This is a genomic window from Vibrio sp. QJM3NY_15, assembly GCF_057785995.1.
Genome location: NZ_CM173517.1, coordinates 1487566 through 1502126, shown reverse-complemented (window position 1 = coordinate 1502126; position 14561 = coordinate 1487566). Strand labels below are relative to the sequence as shown.

Below are 14561 nucleotides of genomic sequence, written 5' to 3'. Positions count from 1 at the left end.
CATCGCTTTTATCTTCAGTTTATTGCAGCTCTTACTGAGCGATTAATGCTTCCAACGCCGCTAATGATGCAAGTCGTTCACCTTCCATCATCACTTTTGCTTCATCGACATACTGTCCAACACCGTCTTTTACATCTTGTTCGTACAAAACCACATTGTTCAGGATGGAAGCGACGTTAACTCCTCTCAAGCGCGCAACCGTAAACAGTGCCGATGTTTCCATGTCTGCCCCCAAAATGCCTTTACCATTCCAGTACTTACAGATCGCCTGTTCGTCATCGGTATAAAAGCTGTCGTGTGAGCGCACCGTTCCTAAATAGTAAGGTGTTAATTGCTCCTGCAAGAACCCATCTAGCTCTTTGAGCAGGGAGAAGCTTGCATAGGCGGGATACGACGGCTTAACGTAAGCGGTAGAACCACCCTCATCGCGAACCGCGCCCTCTGCAATAATTAGCTCACCAAGCCCGATATGTGACTGCATCGCACCCGCAGAGCCGACTCTTACAATATGAGTGACACCACAAAATTTAAGCTCTTCGACCGCAATGATCATTGAAGGCGCACCGATCCCCGTACTACAAACCGATATCGCTTTGCCTTGATAAGTACCAGTGAAAATTCGATATTCACGGTTTTCGGCGACTAGCTCAGCGTGCTCAAGCAGACTCGCGATACGGTTTGCTCTATCAGGCTCGCCACAAACAATGACTAACGAAGCAATTTGCGTCTCATCAACGCCGATATGAGGTTGCTTTGCCATCTTAACTCCTAAGAAGCCGTTGCTTGAGTCAGTGACTTATCACTGTTTCGTTTAGCAGTGCGTGCCCACTCACGAGTACCATTCGCCGCAATAAACATCAAAATAGCGTATTGAACGGACATTGCGTAGACGCCCTGCGTAGCATAAATACCAACACTGATAATGTTAATCACAATCCAAAGTATCCAGTTTTCAACATACTTACGTGTCATGAGAACTTGGGCAACAATCGATAGAATGGTCATGGTCGCATCCCAGAATGGGAACGCATCCGGTTCAAGCACAGGCTCAGCTAAGTCCGCACCAAATAGATTCAGGCTATCTACCGCGATGTGTGCCAGCGCAAAGAAGAACGGGTCGATATACATAGTAAGTAGAGCAATAGAAATCGCACACGCTGCGGCTGTTGCCACCAGCTTGTTTTGGCTCAACCAGCGAACTTCTAGCGTTTTCCCTTGCTCATTAGGGCGTGTCCATGCGTACCAGCCGTAAATGTTGGCACAGAAGAAAAAGAGTTGAAGAAGTAATAGCCCGTATAACTGAATTTGGAAGAAGATAACCGCAAATAAGGTGACATTCAGTAATCCGAATAGGTAGTTAATGGTTTTCTCTTGGCTCGCAAACCAAATGCAAAGCAGGCCAAACACAGTACCGAATGCTTCGATCCAGCTCATTGCATAGCCATCCCCTATTGGGATATTGACTAGAGTATTGTTGATATCAAGTAGGGCGAATAGGTCCATAGGGATGTCCTTTATTATTTGTTTTTAGTAGCACCTATCTTATTGCGCTCACAGAAACAAAAAGGAGGACATTTGTCCCCCTAAGATTGCATGCGATCATAAATCAGAATAATAAATGGAAGAATCAAATTCATCGTAAAGAGCGGGATGCTTCATCGGTATTTCTGAATCTCATTTCCTTTGAAGAATAAATCACTTCCAAAAACGAAATTTTAGCTTACTGGCTTTTGGCTGATATCACGTTGACGGGCGCGTTTGAGAAGCGCATGCTTTTATTTCCGAGCAGAATAGTTTTGGCCGAATTAATAGCCTAACCCGCCCATAACTTGTTCTGTGTAACGCATCTGATTGAATGGTAGGTCACATGAATAAAGTTATTATGTTAGTAATGGGGCTGCTTTTTACCAGTCGATTATTTGCCAGTATTGTGCCGCACGTTAGTCAGCTTGAGCATGATGCTCCTATTCTTCTTCGCTCAGCAATGATTGTCGGTGTTTCGGCTTATGCCGTTTGGACAGCGTTCAAATATTTCAAAAAAAACAAAGCTTCTAGTTCAGACCAACTGTAGCGAAAAGAGCCTAGAACACGTCGAAGTATGCAGCAGGTGTCGGTTATTGATCCGCAAAATAATCGACCAAGATTTTACGCCACTTACGCGACTCACGAATTTTCAGCAGCGCACGGTTTATCTCTTCTTCGTATGAGTTATTTTCAGTAATGATAAATCCATAATTCTGCTTTTCTAACTGATACGGTAACACCTCTAGATCATCGAACTGTCCACTTATTCTGCCATTACCGATCATATATTTGAGTACCACATCATCAGCGACAATCGCTTCCACTTCACCTTCCTCTAAAGCCGCCAACAGTCTCGGCATATCCACATAACTCTTGTGTCGAATACCAAAGCTAGTGAGCATCAAAGAAGAAGTCGTTGCTACCTTAGCGCCCACCTCGACATCCGCGAGATCATTAACGCCTTTAATATGGGAAGAGCCTTGGCTAAGCGTGAGCTTGCTGGCTAATACCGCAGTAATACTGGCGATGAACAGCATACTCAATACACCAATGAACACCGTGGCAATTCGTCCGGTTAAGCTCTTAAACTCAAAGTAATTAAATGGGCCTCGTGTGATGAACAGTAAGCCTAATATGAAGCTTTCTAACCAACGACCAGTACGGCTTTTCATCGAATAGAGCTTTTCATTCTCGCCGTGTTCCAATACGTAGAAAAATGCGCCAATGACCCCAGAGATAAAAACGATAACACCAATGATCATCCACAATGCAGGGTTTAAGAAAATGGCGCGCAAGGTATGAAGGTAGCCCTGTTTCTTCACTGCGATGGCAAGGTGAGTTTCGTAAAAGGAATGGGAAAAGTCAGCAAACAGCTCACGCTCTGGGGTGATTGAAATACAAGAAACACCAATGTCGATTTGCTCGGTTTCAATCGCATTGAGTAGTTCATCCAAACGGTGATTTTCTATCGTATATTCAACGTCCATCTCTTTGGCGATCTGTTCCCAAAGTTCGACACTCAAGCCATTCCATTGACTTTCCATCGAACTGATCACAAAAGGCGGACACGGGTACACACCGACTTTAAGTGGAGAAGAGGAAGCAAAAGTACTGAAGAATAGAAAAAGAGAAACGATTGAAGTGACACTGTATCGGAGTGTCGATTTGAAGAATTTGTGCATCAGCAGCCCTCCAGGAAAAGGCAGCGTGAATTGAATCGAGTGCGAAGGCTCGCCTAACGAACACATATTAATGTGGCCAGAAGTGGAGAGAGTTTATGATAAATTCGATACTGCCCTAGCTTTAATAGTTATAACTTTAACTATAGAGAACCCTATTTATTGTGCAAAGAATGGGCGTAACAAAGTACGAAAGACAGGACAACTCGACTCTACACTTTCAGAAAAGCAATATAGAATAAGTATTGTCACCGCCTTCTGGTTATTCTTTTTCTGTTCCCAACAATTAAAGGTAGTTCACAATGAAAATCGTCGTAACAAGTGTTCCCGTTGAAGACCAAGACAAAGCTCTAGATTTCTATACCAATATTTTAGGCTTTATCAAGAAGACAGAAGTCCCGCTTGGCGAACACAAATGGTTAACGGTTGTGTCTCCGCAAGAACAATCGGGCGTTGAACTTCTGCTTGAGCCGATGGCTTTCGAACCCGCTAAGCAATACCAAGATTCATTGAAAGAAGCCGGTATTCCTTGGACATCATTTGCTGTCGATGACGTTAACGCAGAATACGAAAGATTGGTCGCTCTAGGAGTCGAGTTCTCAATTACCCCAAGAGAAGCAGGAAGCGTGATGATCGCCGTCTTAGACGACACCTGTGGTAACTATATCCAGTTGATGCAACTGCTATAACACTCAGCTCATTCAACCAACAGGTGCTGCCAAAGGTATCACCTGTTGGTCGTTCTGCCTCTTTCGTACTGAACAAGACTAATATAAATAAGTGTCTATCCAATAACGGGTTAACGAGCAATGTCATCACCCCCTAAAACATTCTATGAACAAGAGCTCGACCGCTTGGACAGTGAGATATCACTTCCTACCAAACATTACGTGCTCATCAGACAATCGAAGCGATTCATAGAAGAGTATTATCCAGAAAAAATAGACTTAGATGACCTAGCCAAAGCCGCATTTATGTCTCGGTTCCACTACATTCGTGTATTCAAACAGGTATATGGCGTGACACCTAGGAACTACCTGAAAGACATGCGTATTTCCAAAGCCAAAGAACTCTTGAAGCAAGGCCATTCTGTCACCGATGTTTGCATGAGTGTCGGTTATGAAAGCTTGGCGACTTTCTCAACGACCTTTAACAAAAGCACAGGTTACTCCCCCAGAGAATATCAACGTTTGTATAATGAAAACCTGAAATAACGTTCGATTTGAATACCCTACCGAATTCCACCCCCACCCCATACACCTTCTACCAACTCCGAGATCTATTACGTGTGACCTGACACCTAATGGCTGAAACCTAAGACATAAACTGGCTTTGTGCCGATGAACACAGCTTTCCGTTCTGAATGATTTTGCTCTCTAAGAAGTGAATGTTGCGTCGGCTTTTGACCCATTGAGCGCGAATTTCTAACTCTTGACCAATAGCTATTGGATGATGAAAACGAGACGTTAAACTCACCGTCATCGCGGTGATACTATTTTGGAACAAGCAATGCAGCATCGCGCTGTCGTGTAATGTAGTAACAATGCCACCTTGCATGATGCCATCGTAGCCCTCAGCTTTATCTGTTGGTACAATCTTGGCTCTTGTTTCATAATTAACTAAAGCTTCACTCTTAATTGAAGCTTCATGATTGGCCAAGGCTTTATGATTGACTAAAGTCTCGCGTTCGCCAACGGCTTCAAAACAAATGGGACTGTCTGCAAAAAAACCTTGGCTGCATACTTGGCAGCGCCGATGGTTATGAGGAATGAAAACCTTCATACTTACCCTTATTCCTTTTTACCCTTAGATTCCTAGAGATTGATATGGCTCGACCAAAAAAACATCGCCAGTTATGTACCCGTGCGGCTTACTCTTGTTTTAAGCCTAATGGTGTTCCTATGGACGAGCTTCATAAAGAAGAACTGCTATTAGAAGAGTTAGAAGCCTTACGCTTGGCTGATCAAGAAGGATTGAGCCAGCTTGAAGCCGCCGAACAAATGCAGGTGTCTCGCCAAACGTTCGGCAATATCATTAAGCGTGCACGAGCCAAAGTCGCCAAATGCATCGTCAACGGCCATGCGTTGGTCATTCAAGGCGCTTAACTCGTGTGCAAACCAGAAATGATTTAGCGTAAGACCACTGATTCCCTAGACTTCGCTGGATGGCTCAGTGATCTGATACAACGTTCGGCTATGCTCTTCGCACACATCCTTGCAATTGCATTCGCGCTCAATATCTAACTGCGCGAGCCCTCCACAACTGCCTTTGATTGGCTTACGTGAAAAAATCACGCCTATTGCCATCAGAAAAACGATCCCAACAAAACCCAGTAGCGTGAGTAAGAAAGTCATTTACGAACACCTCGAATAACACCGAACCTGTTTGACTGTGGCATGTGAATCGACGTTTTGTTTTTGTGGCGTTTCTCGTCGCACGTACTATTGCTACACCCGCTATTTCGCGACTCTCGACCATAATCGAGGTCGGTCACTTCTTGCAGATTGCTGAAATCCAGCGTGGCAACTTCCGCCTTCCCTGTCGATGCAAAAACTCGAATATCGTTATTGAACAAGTGCGCTAGCATCTTCTTCCCTATGTGACGGACAACTACAGCCTTCACATCGTAAGATTTAACGACAGACATCCATTGTTTCTTCTTATTGCACGGGCTGTCCGACTCAACCAAAGGAATAAGCTGCTTTATTTGTTGTTGTTCATCGACAATGGCTATCTGCGGAGAACGAGCAAAGTGGTTACCGACATGAAGGTCGCGACAAGGTACTGCGTATAACATGGTAACTTCCTGTTATTGATGATTAGGAGTTCAGCATACGCCTCGTTATTAGCATATGCCAATAATTATCATGTGGAAAATTAGATTTACTGTTTGTAGAGATCTTAACGATGAATAGGCAAAATCTAATAAAACATTAGATATCAATTGAATGCAGCGGTTAAACTCTGAACAATCACTAAGTATGGAAATCTGACACGCACACGAGGGAAATCACTATCTCATCAACGATTCTTTGGATGATAGGCACACTGATATCATTCAGTTTGATGGCCATCGGTGCACGAGAGCTCAGTGGCAACATCAGTACTTATCAAGTCTTGCTTGTGCGAAGTGTCATTGGTTTGTGCGTCGTATCATTTCTGATCTTTGCGTCTAAGCAAAAGGAACTCTTTCAAACACAGCGAATCCGCCTTCACAGCCTACGTAATGTCTTTCACTTTGGTGGGCAATTTGGCTGGTTTGTTGGAATTGGGCTACTTCCTTTATCGGAAGTGTTTGCGCTTGAATTCACCGTTCCACTATGGACAGCACTATTGGCAAGTCTCTTTCTAGGGGAAGGCCTCACGCTAAAGAAAATGACGGCTATCGCATTAGGGTTGTTGGGCGTTGTTATCATTGTTCAACCCACACAAGACGTCATAAGTGTTGGGGCGATTATCGTGCTGTGCGCTGCATTTTGTTACGCAGTGGCGCATACCTCGACTAAATCGTTAGCCAGTACTGAGGCTCCGCTGACGATCCTGTTCTACATGTGCTTAATTCAACTGCCAATAGGCTTGATTCTCTCTTGGCAAACGTGGAAAACGCCATCAGCGTTAGAATCGGTTTGGTTGTTGCTTGTCGCCCTTTCGGCACTCTCTGCTCACTATTGTTTGACCAAAGCCATGAAGAACGCCGAAGTCACTTTGGTGATGATACTCGACTTCTTCCGCCTACCCGCTATCGCCGTTGTCGGCATTCTGCTGTATGACGAGCCATTAACGCCCGCGCTCATCATTGGCGGCGTGGTTATGCTGTTCGGGAACCTGTTAGTTACCTATAAAAGCAATCGCCGCAATCAATAGCAAAAGACCTCGCAATCGCAAACCATAGTTTTATCTATCCGTAATCCGATTAATAAGAAGAACACTGCCATGTCGCAAAATGCACATTTTCAGTGCTGGGTTCCTTTATTATCTCCTACATCAACAGCGCACTTAACTCGCTAACTAATGTAGAGGTTACATCATGAAAAAATTAATCCTAGCCGCAACAATCGCATCACTATCAACTGGTGTAAACGCATCTATTGAAACATTAGATTGGCATGAATTTGCTTCGCCAGAAGCGCAGAAATTCGCACAAGAAACCATTGTGTTGGACTTCTATGCCTCTCCTAGCGCTGTTGGCTTCACTGAAGATTCTGATGTCGCTCGCTATATCGACCTTGCTCATGAGCGTGGCATAACAGGTGCATCAGTAACGATTGCTGCACCTCACACACCAAACATGTTGGCGTTTAAGTCTGAACATGCGAAGTGGACTAAAGCATCAGCGTCTGCCAAGACACCAATTCGTTATGTTGAGAGCGTTGAAGACTTCCAACTGGCTCATGATAACGGTGAATACGCGGTAATGTGGGCAAGCCAAACAACCATGCCTTTGGAAGGTGATGCTTCAAATGTTGCAGTCATGGCTGAACACGGCATCAAAACGATGCAACTCACCTACAACGAGACAGAGCTTACAGGTTCTGGTGTTATCTCCATGATAAACGGTGATAAATCAGGCCTAACCGAGTTTGGTAAAGAAGTAATTGATGAAATGGTGAAACACGGCATCACGGTTGATCTCTCACATACGTCTCACTACACAACTGAAGATATTACCGACTACATGCAGAAACATCATAAAGGTGTGCCGGTTATCTATTCGCATTCGCCAGTTGCATCAACTTACGGCTGTAAGCCTCACGAAACACTGAGTGAAACGAAGCAGCGTATGGCAGAGAAAAACCTACAAAAGGACCACCCCGATTACCGTTTATCTGCGTGCTACCGATTAATTTCTGATGAGCAAGCGGAGACTGTTGCCGAAATGGGTGGTGTCGTTGCAGTTACTGCGACAGAATTCATGATGGACGGTGTTTGGCCTGAAGACATCTCACCACAACAATTTGCAGAGATGATTGATGGTGCGGTGAAAGTAGCAGGTATTGACCACGTCGGCATCGCAACTGATGACATGATGACAACAGCGAAAGTGGTACCTTTTGCCGTTGCTAATGCTGACAAATACGCTGATAACGGATACATGGTGGAAGCATTCAACAAAGGCGCGACAGGCTGTGCAGAGCTGTCAAAACACATTGCAGGTGTTGTCGATGCTTTATGGGAAATGGGTTACTCAAATGAAGATCTTGCTAAACTATTCGGTGGTAACTTAATGCGTGTTTACGAACAAACATGGACACCAAAAGCTTAAGTTATTTCGCCCACAGAAATGTGGGCTTTTTTGTCATCATTAGGCTCTAAACGATTATCGCATTGAGTAAATTGAGGCTTATCTCTCGCCTCTTTCCCAAGATACGCTCGGTGGCTACTAGACACTGCTATTAATAGAACAGAGAGCAACGTCTAACACCCTGTATATTTCACGCTTTTGTTCTGTGACATCTTCGTAATGCTGGTTCAATAGAACGCTGCTATCGCCTACCTTGAACAGGATATACGTTGCTCCATCAACTTCGAACCAATTGAACGTTCCATGCTGATTGTACGCCGTCATTGTTTTGTTTATTTTCAAGAGAGATACACCAGAAGAGCAAGACAAGCAGACGCACATAACCCGAAGAAAGAGAAAAAGAACCTCGCCCCTAATACTGTCTTTTCATTTTCTGGCATTGCCCTGCTTTGTTGCCAGCCAAGCTCACAAACCTCATCCTTCGTAAGGTTTAAGTCTAAATCTTCAATGTATCTATCGAGCTCATCATTGTGCACTGATCCAATCATCTTCTATCCCCTCTAGCCGTTTGATTCGTATTTTATGGCCACGCTGTGTTTAATTAAATCAGATAATTTATAACAGGCGTTAAGGTAAATAGAACACAACGAAGAGCAGGTTAACGAACGCCTTCCACTTCCTCACCTAGTCGCTTTATGAGAGCTAGTGAACTTGTGTGGTTGCTTCAGTGATAAAAGATCAACAACAGGAGCTTCAAGGTTAATTAAGCTCCTCACTTCTTCCTATCACTACTATTTTGATAATTCTTTACTTAAAAATTCAAAGACATATTGGATTCTCCGATTGGTTCTAAGTTCACGATGAGTCACAAGCCAAAGCTCCGTTGAGACCGCCCCCAATTCCGGCAGCACTTTCTCTACACCATCTGCAGGTTGAACCAAGCTTTCTTGAAAAAAACCAATACCAACACCTTGTTTGACTAACTCCCAATAGACTGTGTGATTGCTTGTCGTCACTGGAAAGCTCTCAGTGGTAAGGCTTAAACCGCGTCGATTTAACATCGAAATAATGTCTTGATAATCAGATGGGCCGATAAAAGCAGCATGATTAAAATCAGACAAAGCTTGCGGATTGTCGATTGAATCAAGATAGGAGCTTGTCGCATAAAGGTAGAAATGATCATTTCGCAGCTTCTTAGCGATTAAGTCTAACTGCTCAGGTCTGTAAGATCGGATAGCAATATCGGCCTCCCTGCGTTTCAAATCACTGCTCCCGTTAGATGCGACCAGTTCAATCGTAATTTTGGGTTCAATACACCTCAACTTCGATATGATCGCAGGCAACTCATAAACCGCCATACTCTCTGATGCACTGATGCAAACCGAACCTTCTAATAACTCTGACTTCCCAGAAGCTGTCAGGGATAAATGGGCGGCAGCATTCCCCATACTCTTGACACACTCAGCCAATTCGACACCACTTGGCGTTAACTCAAGCCCTTTACCGACACGCTCAAATAGAGCAACTTTAAGTTGCTTCTCCAATGCATTGACTTGCCGACTCAACGTTGGCTGAGAGCTATTTAAAGCCTTCGCTGCCGCTGACAAAGAACCCAACTCAGCTGTTGCAAGAAAAGCTCTCGCATGATTCCAATCAAAATCTACTGCCTTCCAATCTATTCGCATATGAATACCTTTTATGCATTTTCGCCCCTACCAATCCATAATAGCATCGATAGAATGTAGTTAGATTGTGAATTTCAACTCATCAAGGTCCAACTCAGGCAACAGATGTATGGTTTAACAAAACTGAAAGGTGGTAGGTAATGAACAAGACTGAAAACTTCTGGAATAAGGCGTCAAAAGGTTATGACAAGTCTGAGGCTCGCTTTGAATACATACATAACATGACAAGAGAAAATGCCAAAAAACACCTCAATGTTAGCAATGTGGTACTGGATTATGGATGTGGAACAGGCACAAAATCATGCGAGTTAGCGAGCCATGTTAAGGAAATTCATGCCATTGATATATCAGCAGAGATGATCGAAGCGGCAAAAAATAAAGCCGCTAATAACAACATAAAAAATGTCCATTTTGCCCAAGCTGCTATCTTTGACAACGAATACGAAAATGAGTCATTTGATGTAATCTTCGCTTTCAACATGTTACACACCGTTGATAACCCCCATCATGTCGTTCAACGGATACACGAGCTACTAAAACCTAATGGGCTATTGATTTCGACCACACCTTGTCTAGGCGGAAGAAAGTCTTTATTGGTTAGCATGCAGATTCATTTGGTTAGATTACTTTCGAAGATCGGAATCATCCCCATCACGATCAGGCAATACAAAAGCTCTGATTTAGACAATTTATTAATAGAAGGTGATTTCCAGATAACGGAAGCCAAAGAGATATACAAAGGGGCATCCAGTTACTTTGCTGTCGCAAGAAAATCAAATCGCCATTGATTAGAGCTAAGAAATGTGCTGATTATTTGGAGTTAGAATCCCATGGGCTATAGAGTGAATACGCTGTGTCGGTATTATTGATTTACAAAAGAGCATCAAAACCGCTAAAGAAAAGCATCGAGAAGCGATACAATGCTCGTGCTGCAAGACCGCAGCAAGCTATGCCCATTCAAAGAAAGCACATTCACAGAACCTTAAAGTAGCCACACATGTCTAAAGATTCCGGTTTCACCACAGAATACACCCTCGATAAGACATTTTTCGCAGAGTGTTATGATCAAACTAGCCTTCCGACTCAATTTCCAAAAGCCTATTTAAAAGGAATACTGTTTCTTGTTTTTGGTGTGGTTCTATTAGAATTTGAGCTATTACCGAACGGTTACGTTGGCTGGTTCTTTATCGTTTTGAGTGTGATTGAAGCATTCAGTGTGTACTGCAAAAGAACCTGGTGGCTATGGCGACAAAAAATCAGCTCAGGCGCTGGTAGCAAAGTAGTCTTTGCGGGGAACATTGATGGTGTGAGTTATAAAAACCGCAAAGCCACCAATACTATCGCTTGGAGTAACATCGACCAACTTGAACAGACCGATCTCGGCTTTATCCTTCATATTGGAAAACAGCGCCAATATGTCAGTAAATCTTGTTTAAGCGATGAAGCAATCGCGTTCATGATTGATCAACACGAAGCTTCTAAAGCATCCAAAGCGAACTAGCATCTCTAAATGCCTGCCAATTTGGCAGGCATTTTTCTATCACCTTTGATAATGCGTATGGCACACACGGACAACAACCATGAACACCGTATACCAAATCAGTGACTGTCACCTATCCGATGAATCCAGCTATGAGAACCTGCGTAGAGCATTGGAATTCGTCAACAAAGACACAAATTGCGAGACCATTTTTCTGACCGGTGATATTTGTTGTAATCCAAAATCGGGAGACTACGTTCGATTAGAGGCGTTCATTAGGCAACACATTGGTGATCAATCCATTTACGCGATTGCAGGCAACCATGATGACTCTGACTTAATGAGCACAGAGCTAAAAGGATCGACGATTTTCGTCACCGATAAAGCCAGTGTCTGTGAACGACAGTTTTTGTTTCTGGATTCTAGCTACAAGCCGCTCGATAGCCGCCACCCACTGGGTTCTGGGCGTATTGATAATCGTGGCATGACGCGCCTAAAGCAACAGCTGAGAAAGACAAGCAGCCCAATCGTTGTTATCCATCACCCTGTCATTCCTGTCGGTGCTGAGTGGATGAAAGTCATCTGTTTGGAAAACGATGCCGATGTGATGAGCCTACTTCGAAAACATAGCGTGCGTGACGTTATTTGCGGTCACGGCCATGATGGAATAACCGTTACACAACAAGGGGTAACTCAATACATGGTACCTTCAACAGCCTACGGTTTTGACCACTCTATAAATGAATACAATCGCAGCGAGAAAGTAGGATTGAGTCGAATTTCGTTTTCTGATGATTCAATCGACTATCAAGCTGTTTATCTTTAGCCTTGAGCTGAAGTCAAAAAATCACGATTAACTCGTGAGCCATTCATCTAGTACAAGTCTCTTGAAGCATCTGCGCGTCTAAACCACGTGTTCAAAAGAATGAATTCCAGAATGTAAATGACTGATTTGATATTTACAGAGGATATAAATCACTATCAAACTCCACGCATTAGAGTAGAAACTCATTTGGAGCACTCAAGTTAAAATGTTAGCGTGATGTTACAAACGCAAACATCAGGCGCGACATGCAACAAATAAAACTCTTAAACCGCGCCACTTTCGCTGGGCTTGCGGCAACATTAGTCGGTAATGGCATTGGCCGCTTTGCCTACATTGCCTTGATGCCAGTGCTCATACAGAGCGGATGGTTCTCAAGTGAAGATGCCTCAACGCTTGGCGCTGCAACGCTGATTGGCTACATTTTTGGGGCTCCTGCTTCAAGCTTTTTACAACGATATTATTCAACAGGCACACTCATACGCGCCTCTCTTTTATTGAGCAGCTTTAGTTATCTTGGTTGTGCCTTAAAGACTGCCCCCTTTGAATGGTTTTTAACATTGAGAACCATGGCGGGAATATCGGGAGCCATTCTTATGGTGCTCGCACCCCCGATGATCGCTAGCCTTCACCCACAAGAGATGAAAGCAAGAATCAGTGGCGTCGTATTTTCAGGGATCGGGCTTGGTGCCATGATCTCAGGAACGATCATACCTCTACTTATCTATCAAAGTGTGGAAAGCGCATGGTTAGGTATGGGAGCCATTGCGTTTCTAGCGACCGTTTTGACATGGAATACATGGAGTATTGAGGTTAAACAGAGTCATTGTACGATGAGCCCAGCTTCGTTTAGAGACTTATCCAAGCGCGCACGTATCAGTATTCGATTTGTGCTTTTAGCCTACACCTTTGGCGCCATTGGTTACTTGCCTCACACTCTCTTCTGGGTCGACTATATTGTTCGTGAGTTAGGAATGACTTTATCAAGTGGTGGGGTTTATTGGGCCGTATTTGGCATCGGCGCTGCAATTGGGCCAATAGTGACAGGCATATTAGGCGATAGGATCGGACTCAAAAGAGCGTTATTAACTGCGTTTTTCTGCAAAGCGATTGGCGTTGCACTTCCACTATTGAGCACAGGTACAGTTGCACTTTTTGTTTCGTCTTTGCTCGTCGGTATGTTCACTCCAGGTATCGTCACACTCGTATCAACTTACACTTTAGAACTCGTTGGAACACAACTCCATACGAAATCTTGGGGAGCCATGACAATGGCTTTTGCTATTTCCCAAGGCGTGGTTGGCTTTGTTATGGCTCATTACGCATCACAGTTAAGCAGCTATAACATCCTATTTTTGGTCAGTACGAGTGCACTCATCTTGTCGATAGTCTGCATTGCATTTACATCTACCAAACAGCAATCATTAAACACTGCTCAAACAAATTCTTAGCAAAGGAATCGCTCATGAAACTGTACTTAAATGATACCTCACCATTCTCACGAGCGGTGTTGGCCACTGCCTACCTGTGTGATGCACCACTTAAACTTGAATGGATCGACCCATGGCAGACACCCCTAGCATTAGTCACAATCAATCCATTTAGTACCATCCCGGTTCTTGAAACTCATGAGGGTATTGCACTCACCGAGAGCTTGATGATCTGCGAGTTTCTATTACAGGCTTACCCAACTAAGACACTCACAGCAACCAAAACTAGTGATAGTAAGCGCATGTCGTTATTGGGGATGAGTAAAACCCTAATGGAAGTAGCATTTCGCTGCGCTGCATTGAGCCGCTTTGAAGCGGAACAAAATGTGCTGACAGTTAGAGGAAAGGAAGGTATTCAAAGAAGCGTTCAATCACTTATCGAGCAACTGAATAACACTCATAATTTACTGCAGCCCGATTTCTCGACGTTGTACCTGCACGTTGCATTAGATTACGTTCTGTTCAGGCACGCGAGTTTACTCTCAGTTAGAGAAGTAGATACCCTCTCCACCGCCTTACAACACTCCCCTTTCAAAGACACATTGGCAACGTTAAGCCTAGAAGCGCTTTCCAATAAACCAAGCTTTAGCGAGCTACGCCAATAGAAGAGTCTTGCAGCGATTCAATTTATCAATCTG

At 43.8% G+C, this 14561-nt stretch carries 19 protein-coding genes; 11 read left to right on the top strand and 8 right to left on the bottom strand.

All coding sequences use genetic code 11. The features are described from left to right. Positions 1 to 31 precede the first annotated feature (31 nt). Both AC3CKG_RS06700 and pnuC read right to left on the bottom strand, forming a co-directional pair. Complete coding sequence (locus AC3CKG_RS06700; RefSeq protein WP_488529054.1) at positions 32 to 760, bottom strand: nucleoside phosphorylase; 729 nt, start codon at positions 758 to 760, stop codon at positions 32 to 34. Between the two features lie 8 nt (positions 761 to 768). Continuing rightward, complete coding sequence (pnuC, locus tag AC3CKG_RS06695; protein ID WP_488529053.1) at positions 769 to 1503, bottom strand: nicotinamide riboside transporter PnuC; 735 nt, start codon at positions 1501 to 1503, stop codon at positions 769 to 771. 364 nt (positions 1504 to 1867) lie between these two features. Here pnuC and AC3CKG_RS06690 point away from each other — a divergent pair, with 364 nt between their 5' ends. Then, the gene (locus AC3CKG_RS06690) at positions 1868 to 2071 is read left to right on the top strand and encodes a hypothetical protein (RefSeq protein WP_488529052.1); all 204 of its coding nucleotides are present in this window, start codon (positions 1868 to 1870) and stop codon (positions 2069 to 2071) included. 43 nt (positions 2072 to 2114) lie between these two features. Here the strand turns inward: AC3CKG_RS06690 and AC3CKG_RS06685 are convergent, their stop codons facing one another. Further along, a complete protein-coding gene (locus AC3CKG_RS06685; RefSeq protein ID WP_488529051.1) occupies positions 2115 to 3206 on the bottom strand; it encodes a transporter substrate-binding domain-containing protein in 1092 nt (363 codons plus the stop codon). Between the two features lie 299 nt (positions 3207 to 3505). On the opposite strand from AC3CKG_RS06685, the gene AC3CKG_RS06680 reads away from it, so the two are divergent. Both AC3CKG_RS06680 and AC3CKG_RS06675 read left to right on the top strand, forming a co-directional pair. After that, positions 3506 to 3892 carry a VOC family protein gene (locus AC3CKG_RS06680; protein ID WP_017109753.1) on the top strand — a complete coding sequence of 129 codons (387 nt, stop codon included), beginning with the start codon at positions 3506 to 3508 and terminating at the stop codon, positions 3890 to 3892. Positions 3893 to 4012: 120 nt separating this feature from the next. Then, the gene (locus AC3CKG_RS06675) at positions 4013 to 4417 is read left to right on the top strand and encodes a helix-turn-helix domain-containing protein (RefSeq protein ID WP_102338833.1); all 405 of its coding nucleotides are present in this window, start codon (positions 4013 to 4015) and stop codon (positions 4415 to 4417) included. A gap of 100 nt (positions 4418 to 4517) precedes the next feature. On the opposite strand, the gene AC3CKG_RS06670 is transcribed toward AC3CKG_RS06675, so the two are convergent. Next, positions 4518 to 4985, bottom strand: a complete 468-nt coding sequence (locus tag AC3CKG_RS06670; protein ID WP_102352727.1) for a PaaI family thioesterase — start codon at positions 4983 to 4985, stop codon at positions 4518 to 4520. Positions 4986 to 5029: 44 nt separating this feature from the next. Here AC3CKG_RS06670 and AC3CKG_RS06665 point away from each other — a divergent pair, with 44 nt between their 5' ends. Then, positions 5030 to 5308, top strand: coding sequence for a DUF134 domain-containing protein (locus AC3CKG_RS06665; protein WP_017109750.1), 279 nt, complete (start codon positions 5030 to 5032; stop codon positions 5306 to 5308). 45 nt (positions 5309 to 5353) lie between these two features. Here AC3CKG_RS06665 and nqrM read toward each other — a convergent pair whose 3' ends face one another. Together nqrM and AC3CKG_RS06655 are read right to left on the bottom strand one after the other, a co-directional pair. Next, positions 5354 to 5557 (bottom strand): (Na+)-NQR maturation NqrM, encoded by a 204-nt coding sequence (gene nqrM, locus AC3CKG_RS06660; RefSeq protein WP_488529050.1) that lies wholly within the window; start codon positions 5555 to 5557, stop codon positions 5354 to 5356. Beyond that, positions 5554 to 6000 carry a NifB/NifX family molybdenum-iron cluster-binding protein gene (locus AC3CKG_RS06655; RefSeq protein ID WP_488529049.1) on the bottom strand — a complete coding sequence of 149 codons (447 nt, stop codon included), beginning with the start codon at positions 5998 to 6000 and terminating at the stop codon, positions 5554 to 5556. The genes nqrM and AC3CKG_RS06655 overlap by 4 nt, the downstream gene beginning before the upstream one ends. Before the next feature lie 239 nt (positions 6001 to 6239). Between AC3CKG_RS06655 and AC3CKG_RS06650 the strand changes: the two genes are divergently transcribed. Together AC3CKG_RS06650 and AC3CKG_RS06645 are read left to right on the top strand one after the other, a co-directional pair. Further along, complete coding sequence (locus AC3CKG_RS06650; protein WP_488529048.1) at positions 6240 to 7067, top strand: DMT family transporter; 828 nt, start codon at positions 6240 to 6242, stop codon at positions 7065 to 7067. A 163-nt stretch (positions 7068 to 7230) separates the two neighbouring features. After that, entirely contained in the window at positions 7231 to 8466 is a 1236-nt protein-coding gene (locus tag AC3CKG_RS06645; RefSeq protein ID WP_102352724.1) for a membrane dipeptidase, read from the top strand. Between the two features lie 117 nt (positions 8467 to 8583). Here AC3CKG_RS06645 and AC3CKG_RS06640 read toward each other — a convergent pair whose 3' ends face one another. Together AC3CKG_RS06640 and AC3CKG_RS06635 are read right to left on the bottom strand one after the other, a co-directional pair. After that, the gene (locus tag AC3CKG_RS06640) at positions 8584 to 8787 is read right to left on the bottom strand and encodes a hypothetical protein (RefSeq protein WP_488529047.1); all 204 of its coding nucleotides are present in this window, start codon (positions 8785 to 8787) and stop codon (positions 8584 to 8586) included. Between the two features lie 449 nt (positions 8788 to 9236). Next, on the bottom strand, positions 9237 to 10130 hold the full coding sequence (locus AC3CKG_RS06635) for a LysR family transcriptional regulator (protein WP_017109745.1): 894 nt from the start codon (positions 10128 to 10130) through the stop codon (positions 9237 to 9239). Positions 10131 to 10270: 140 nt separating this feature from the next. Between AC3CKG_RS06635 and AC3CKG_RS06630 the strand changes: the two genes are divergently transcribed. The 5 genes from AC3CKG_RS06630 (at position 10271) to AC3CKG_RS06610 (ending at position 14528) form a co-directional block, all read left to right on the top strand. Beyond that, positions 10271 to 10918: a class I SAM-dependent methyltransferase gene (locus AC3CKG_RS06630; protein WP_488529046.1), complete on the top strand. Its 648-nt coding sequence runs from the start codon at positions 10271 to 10273 to the stop codon at positions 10916 to 10918. A 209-nt stretch (positions 10919 to 11127) separates the two neighbouring features. Further along, positions 11128 to 11631, top strand: coding sequence for a YcxB family protein (locus AC3CKG_RS06625; protein ID WP_488529045.1), 504 nt, complete (start codon positions 11128 to 11130; stop codon positions 11629 to 11631). Between the two features lie 79 nt (positions 11632 to 11710). After that, positions 11711 to 12436 (top strand): metallophosphoesterase family protein, encoded by a 726-nt coding sequence (locus AC3CKG_RS06620; RefSeq protein WP_488529044.1) that lies wholly within the window; start codon positions 11711 to 11713, stop codon positions 12434 to 12436. 245 nt (positions 12437 to 12681) lie between these two features. Continuing rightward, the gene (locus tag AC3CKG_RS06615; protein WP_488529043.1) at positions 12682 to 13884 is read left to right on the top strand and encodes a YbfB/YjiJ family MFS transporter; all 1203 of its coding nucleotides are present in this window, start codon (positions 12682 to 12684) and stop codon (positions 13882 to 13884) included. 14 nt (positions 13885 to 13898) lie between these two features. Next, positions 13899 to 14528, top strand: a complete 630-nt coding sequence (locus AC3CKG_RS06610; RefSeq protein ID WP_488529042.1) for a glutathione S-transferase family protein — start codon at positions 13899 to 13901, stop codon at positions 14526 to 14528. Positions 14529 to 14561: the final 33 nt, after the last annotated feature.

Bases quoted from the DNA above. Each gene is read 5' to 3' on its own strand.
- AC3CKG_RS06700 (WP_488529054.1), bottom strand. From the start codon at position 760: ATGGCAAAGCAACCTCATATCGGCGTTGATGAGACGCAAATTGCTTCG.
- pnuC (WP_488529053.1), bottom strand. From the start codon at position 1,503: ATGGACCTATTCGCCCTACTTGATATCAACAATACTCTAGTCAATATC.
- AC3CKG_RS06690 (WP_488529052.1), top strand. From the start codon at position 1,868: ATGAATAAAGTTATTATGTTAGTAATGGGGCTGCTTTTTACCAGTCGA.
- AC3CKG_RS06685 (WP_488529051.1), bottom strand. From the start codon at position 3,206: ATGCACAAATTCTTCAAATCGACACTCCGATACAGTGTCACTTCAATC.
- AC3CKG_RS06680 (WP_017109753.1), top strand. From the start codon at position 3,506: ATGAAAATCGTCGTAACAAGTGTTCCCGTTGAAGACCAAGACAAAGCT.
- AC3CKG_RS06675 (WP_102338833.1), top strand. From the start codon at position 4,013: ATGTCATCACCCCCTAAAACATTCTATGAACAAGAGCTCGACCGCTTG.
- AC3CKG_RS06670 (WP_102352727.1), bottom strand. From the start codon at position 4,985: ATGAAGGTTTTCATTCCTCATAACCATCGGCGCTGCCAAGTATGCAGC.
- AC3CKG_RS06665 (WP_017109750.1), top strand. From the start codon at position 5,030: ATGGCTCGACCAAAAAAACATCGCCAGTTATGTACCCGTGCGGCTTAC.
- nqrM (WP_488529050.1), bottom strand. From the start codon at position 5,557: ATGACTTTCTTACTCACGCTACTGGGTTTTGTTGGGATCGTTTTTCTG.
- AC3CKG_RS06655 (WP_488529049.1), bottom strand. From the start codon at position 6,000: ATGTTATACGCAGTACCTTGTCGCGACCTTCATGTCGGTAACCACTTT.
- AC3CKG_RS06650 (WP_488529048.1), top strand. From the start codon at position 6,240: ATGATAGGCACACTGATATCATTCAGTTTGATGGCCATCGGTGCACGA.
- AC3CKG_RS06645 (WP_102352724.1), top strand. From the start codon at position 7,231: ATGAAAAAATTAATCCTAGCCGCAACAATCGCATCACTATCAACTGGT.
- AC3CKG_RS06635 (WP_017109745.1), bottom strand. From the start codon at position 10,130: ATGCGAATAGATTGGAAGGCAGTAGATTTTGATTGGAATCATGCGAGA.
- AC3CKG_RS06630 (WP_488529046.1), top strand. From the start codon at position 10,271: ATGAACAAGACTGAAAACTTCTGGAATAAGGCGTCAAAAGGTTATGAC.
- AC3CKG_RS06625 (WP_488529045.1), top strand. From the start codon at position 11,128: ATGTCTAAAGATTCCGGTTTCACCACAGAATACACCCTCGATAAGACA.
- AC3CKG_RS06620 (WP_488529044.1), top strand. From the start codon at position 11,711: ATGAACACCGTATACCAAATCAGTGACTGTCACCTATCCGATGAATCC.
- AC3CKG_RS06615 (WP_488529043.1), top strand. From the start codon at position 12,682: ATGCAACAAATAAAACTCTTAAACCGCGCCACTTTCGCTGGGCTTGCG.
- AC3CKG_RS06610 (WP_488529042.1), top strand. From the start codon at position 13,899: ATGAAACTGTACTTAAATGATACCTCACCATTCTCACGAGCGGTGTTG.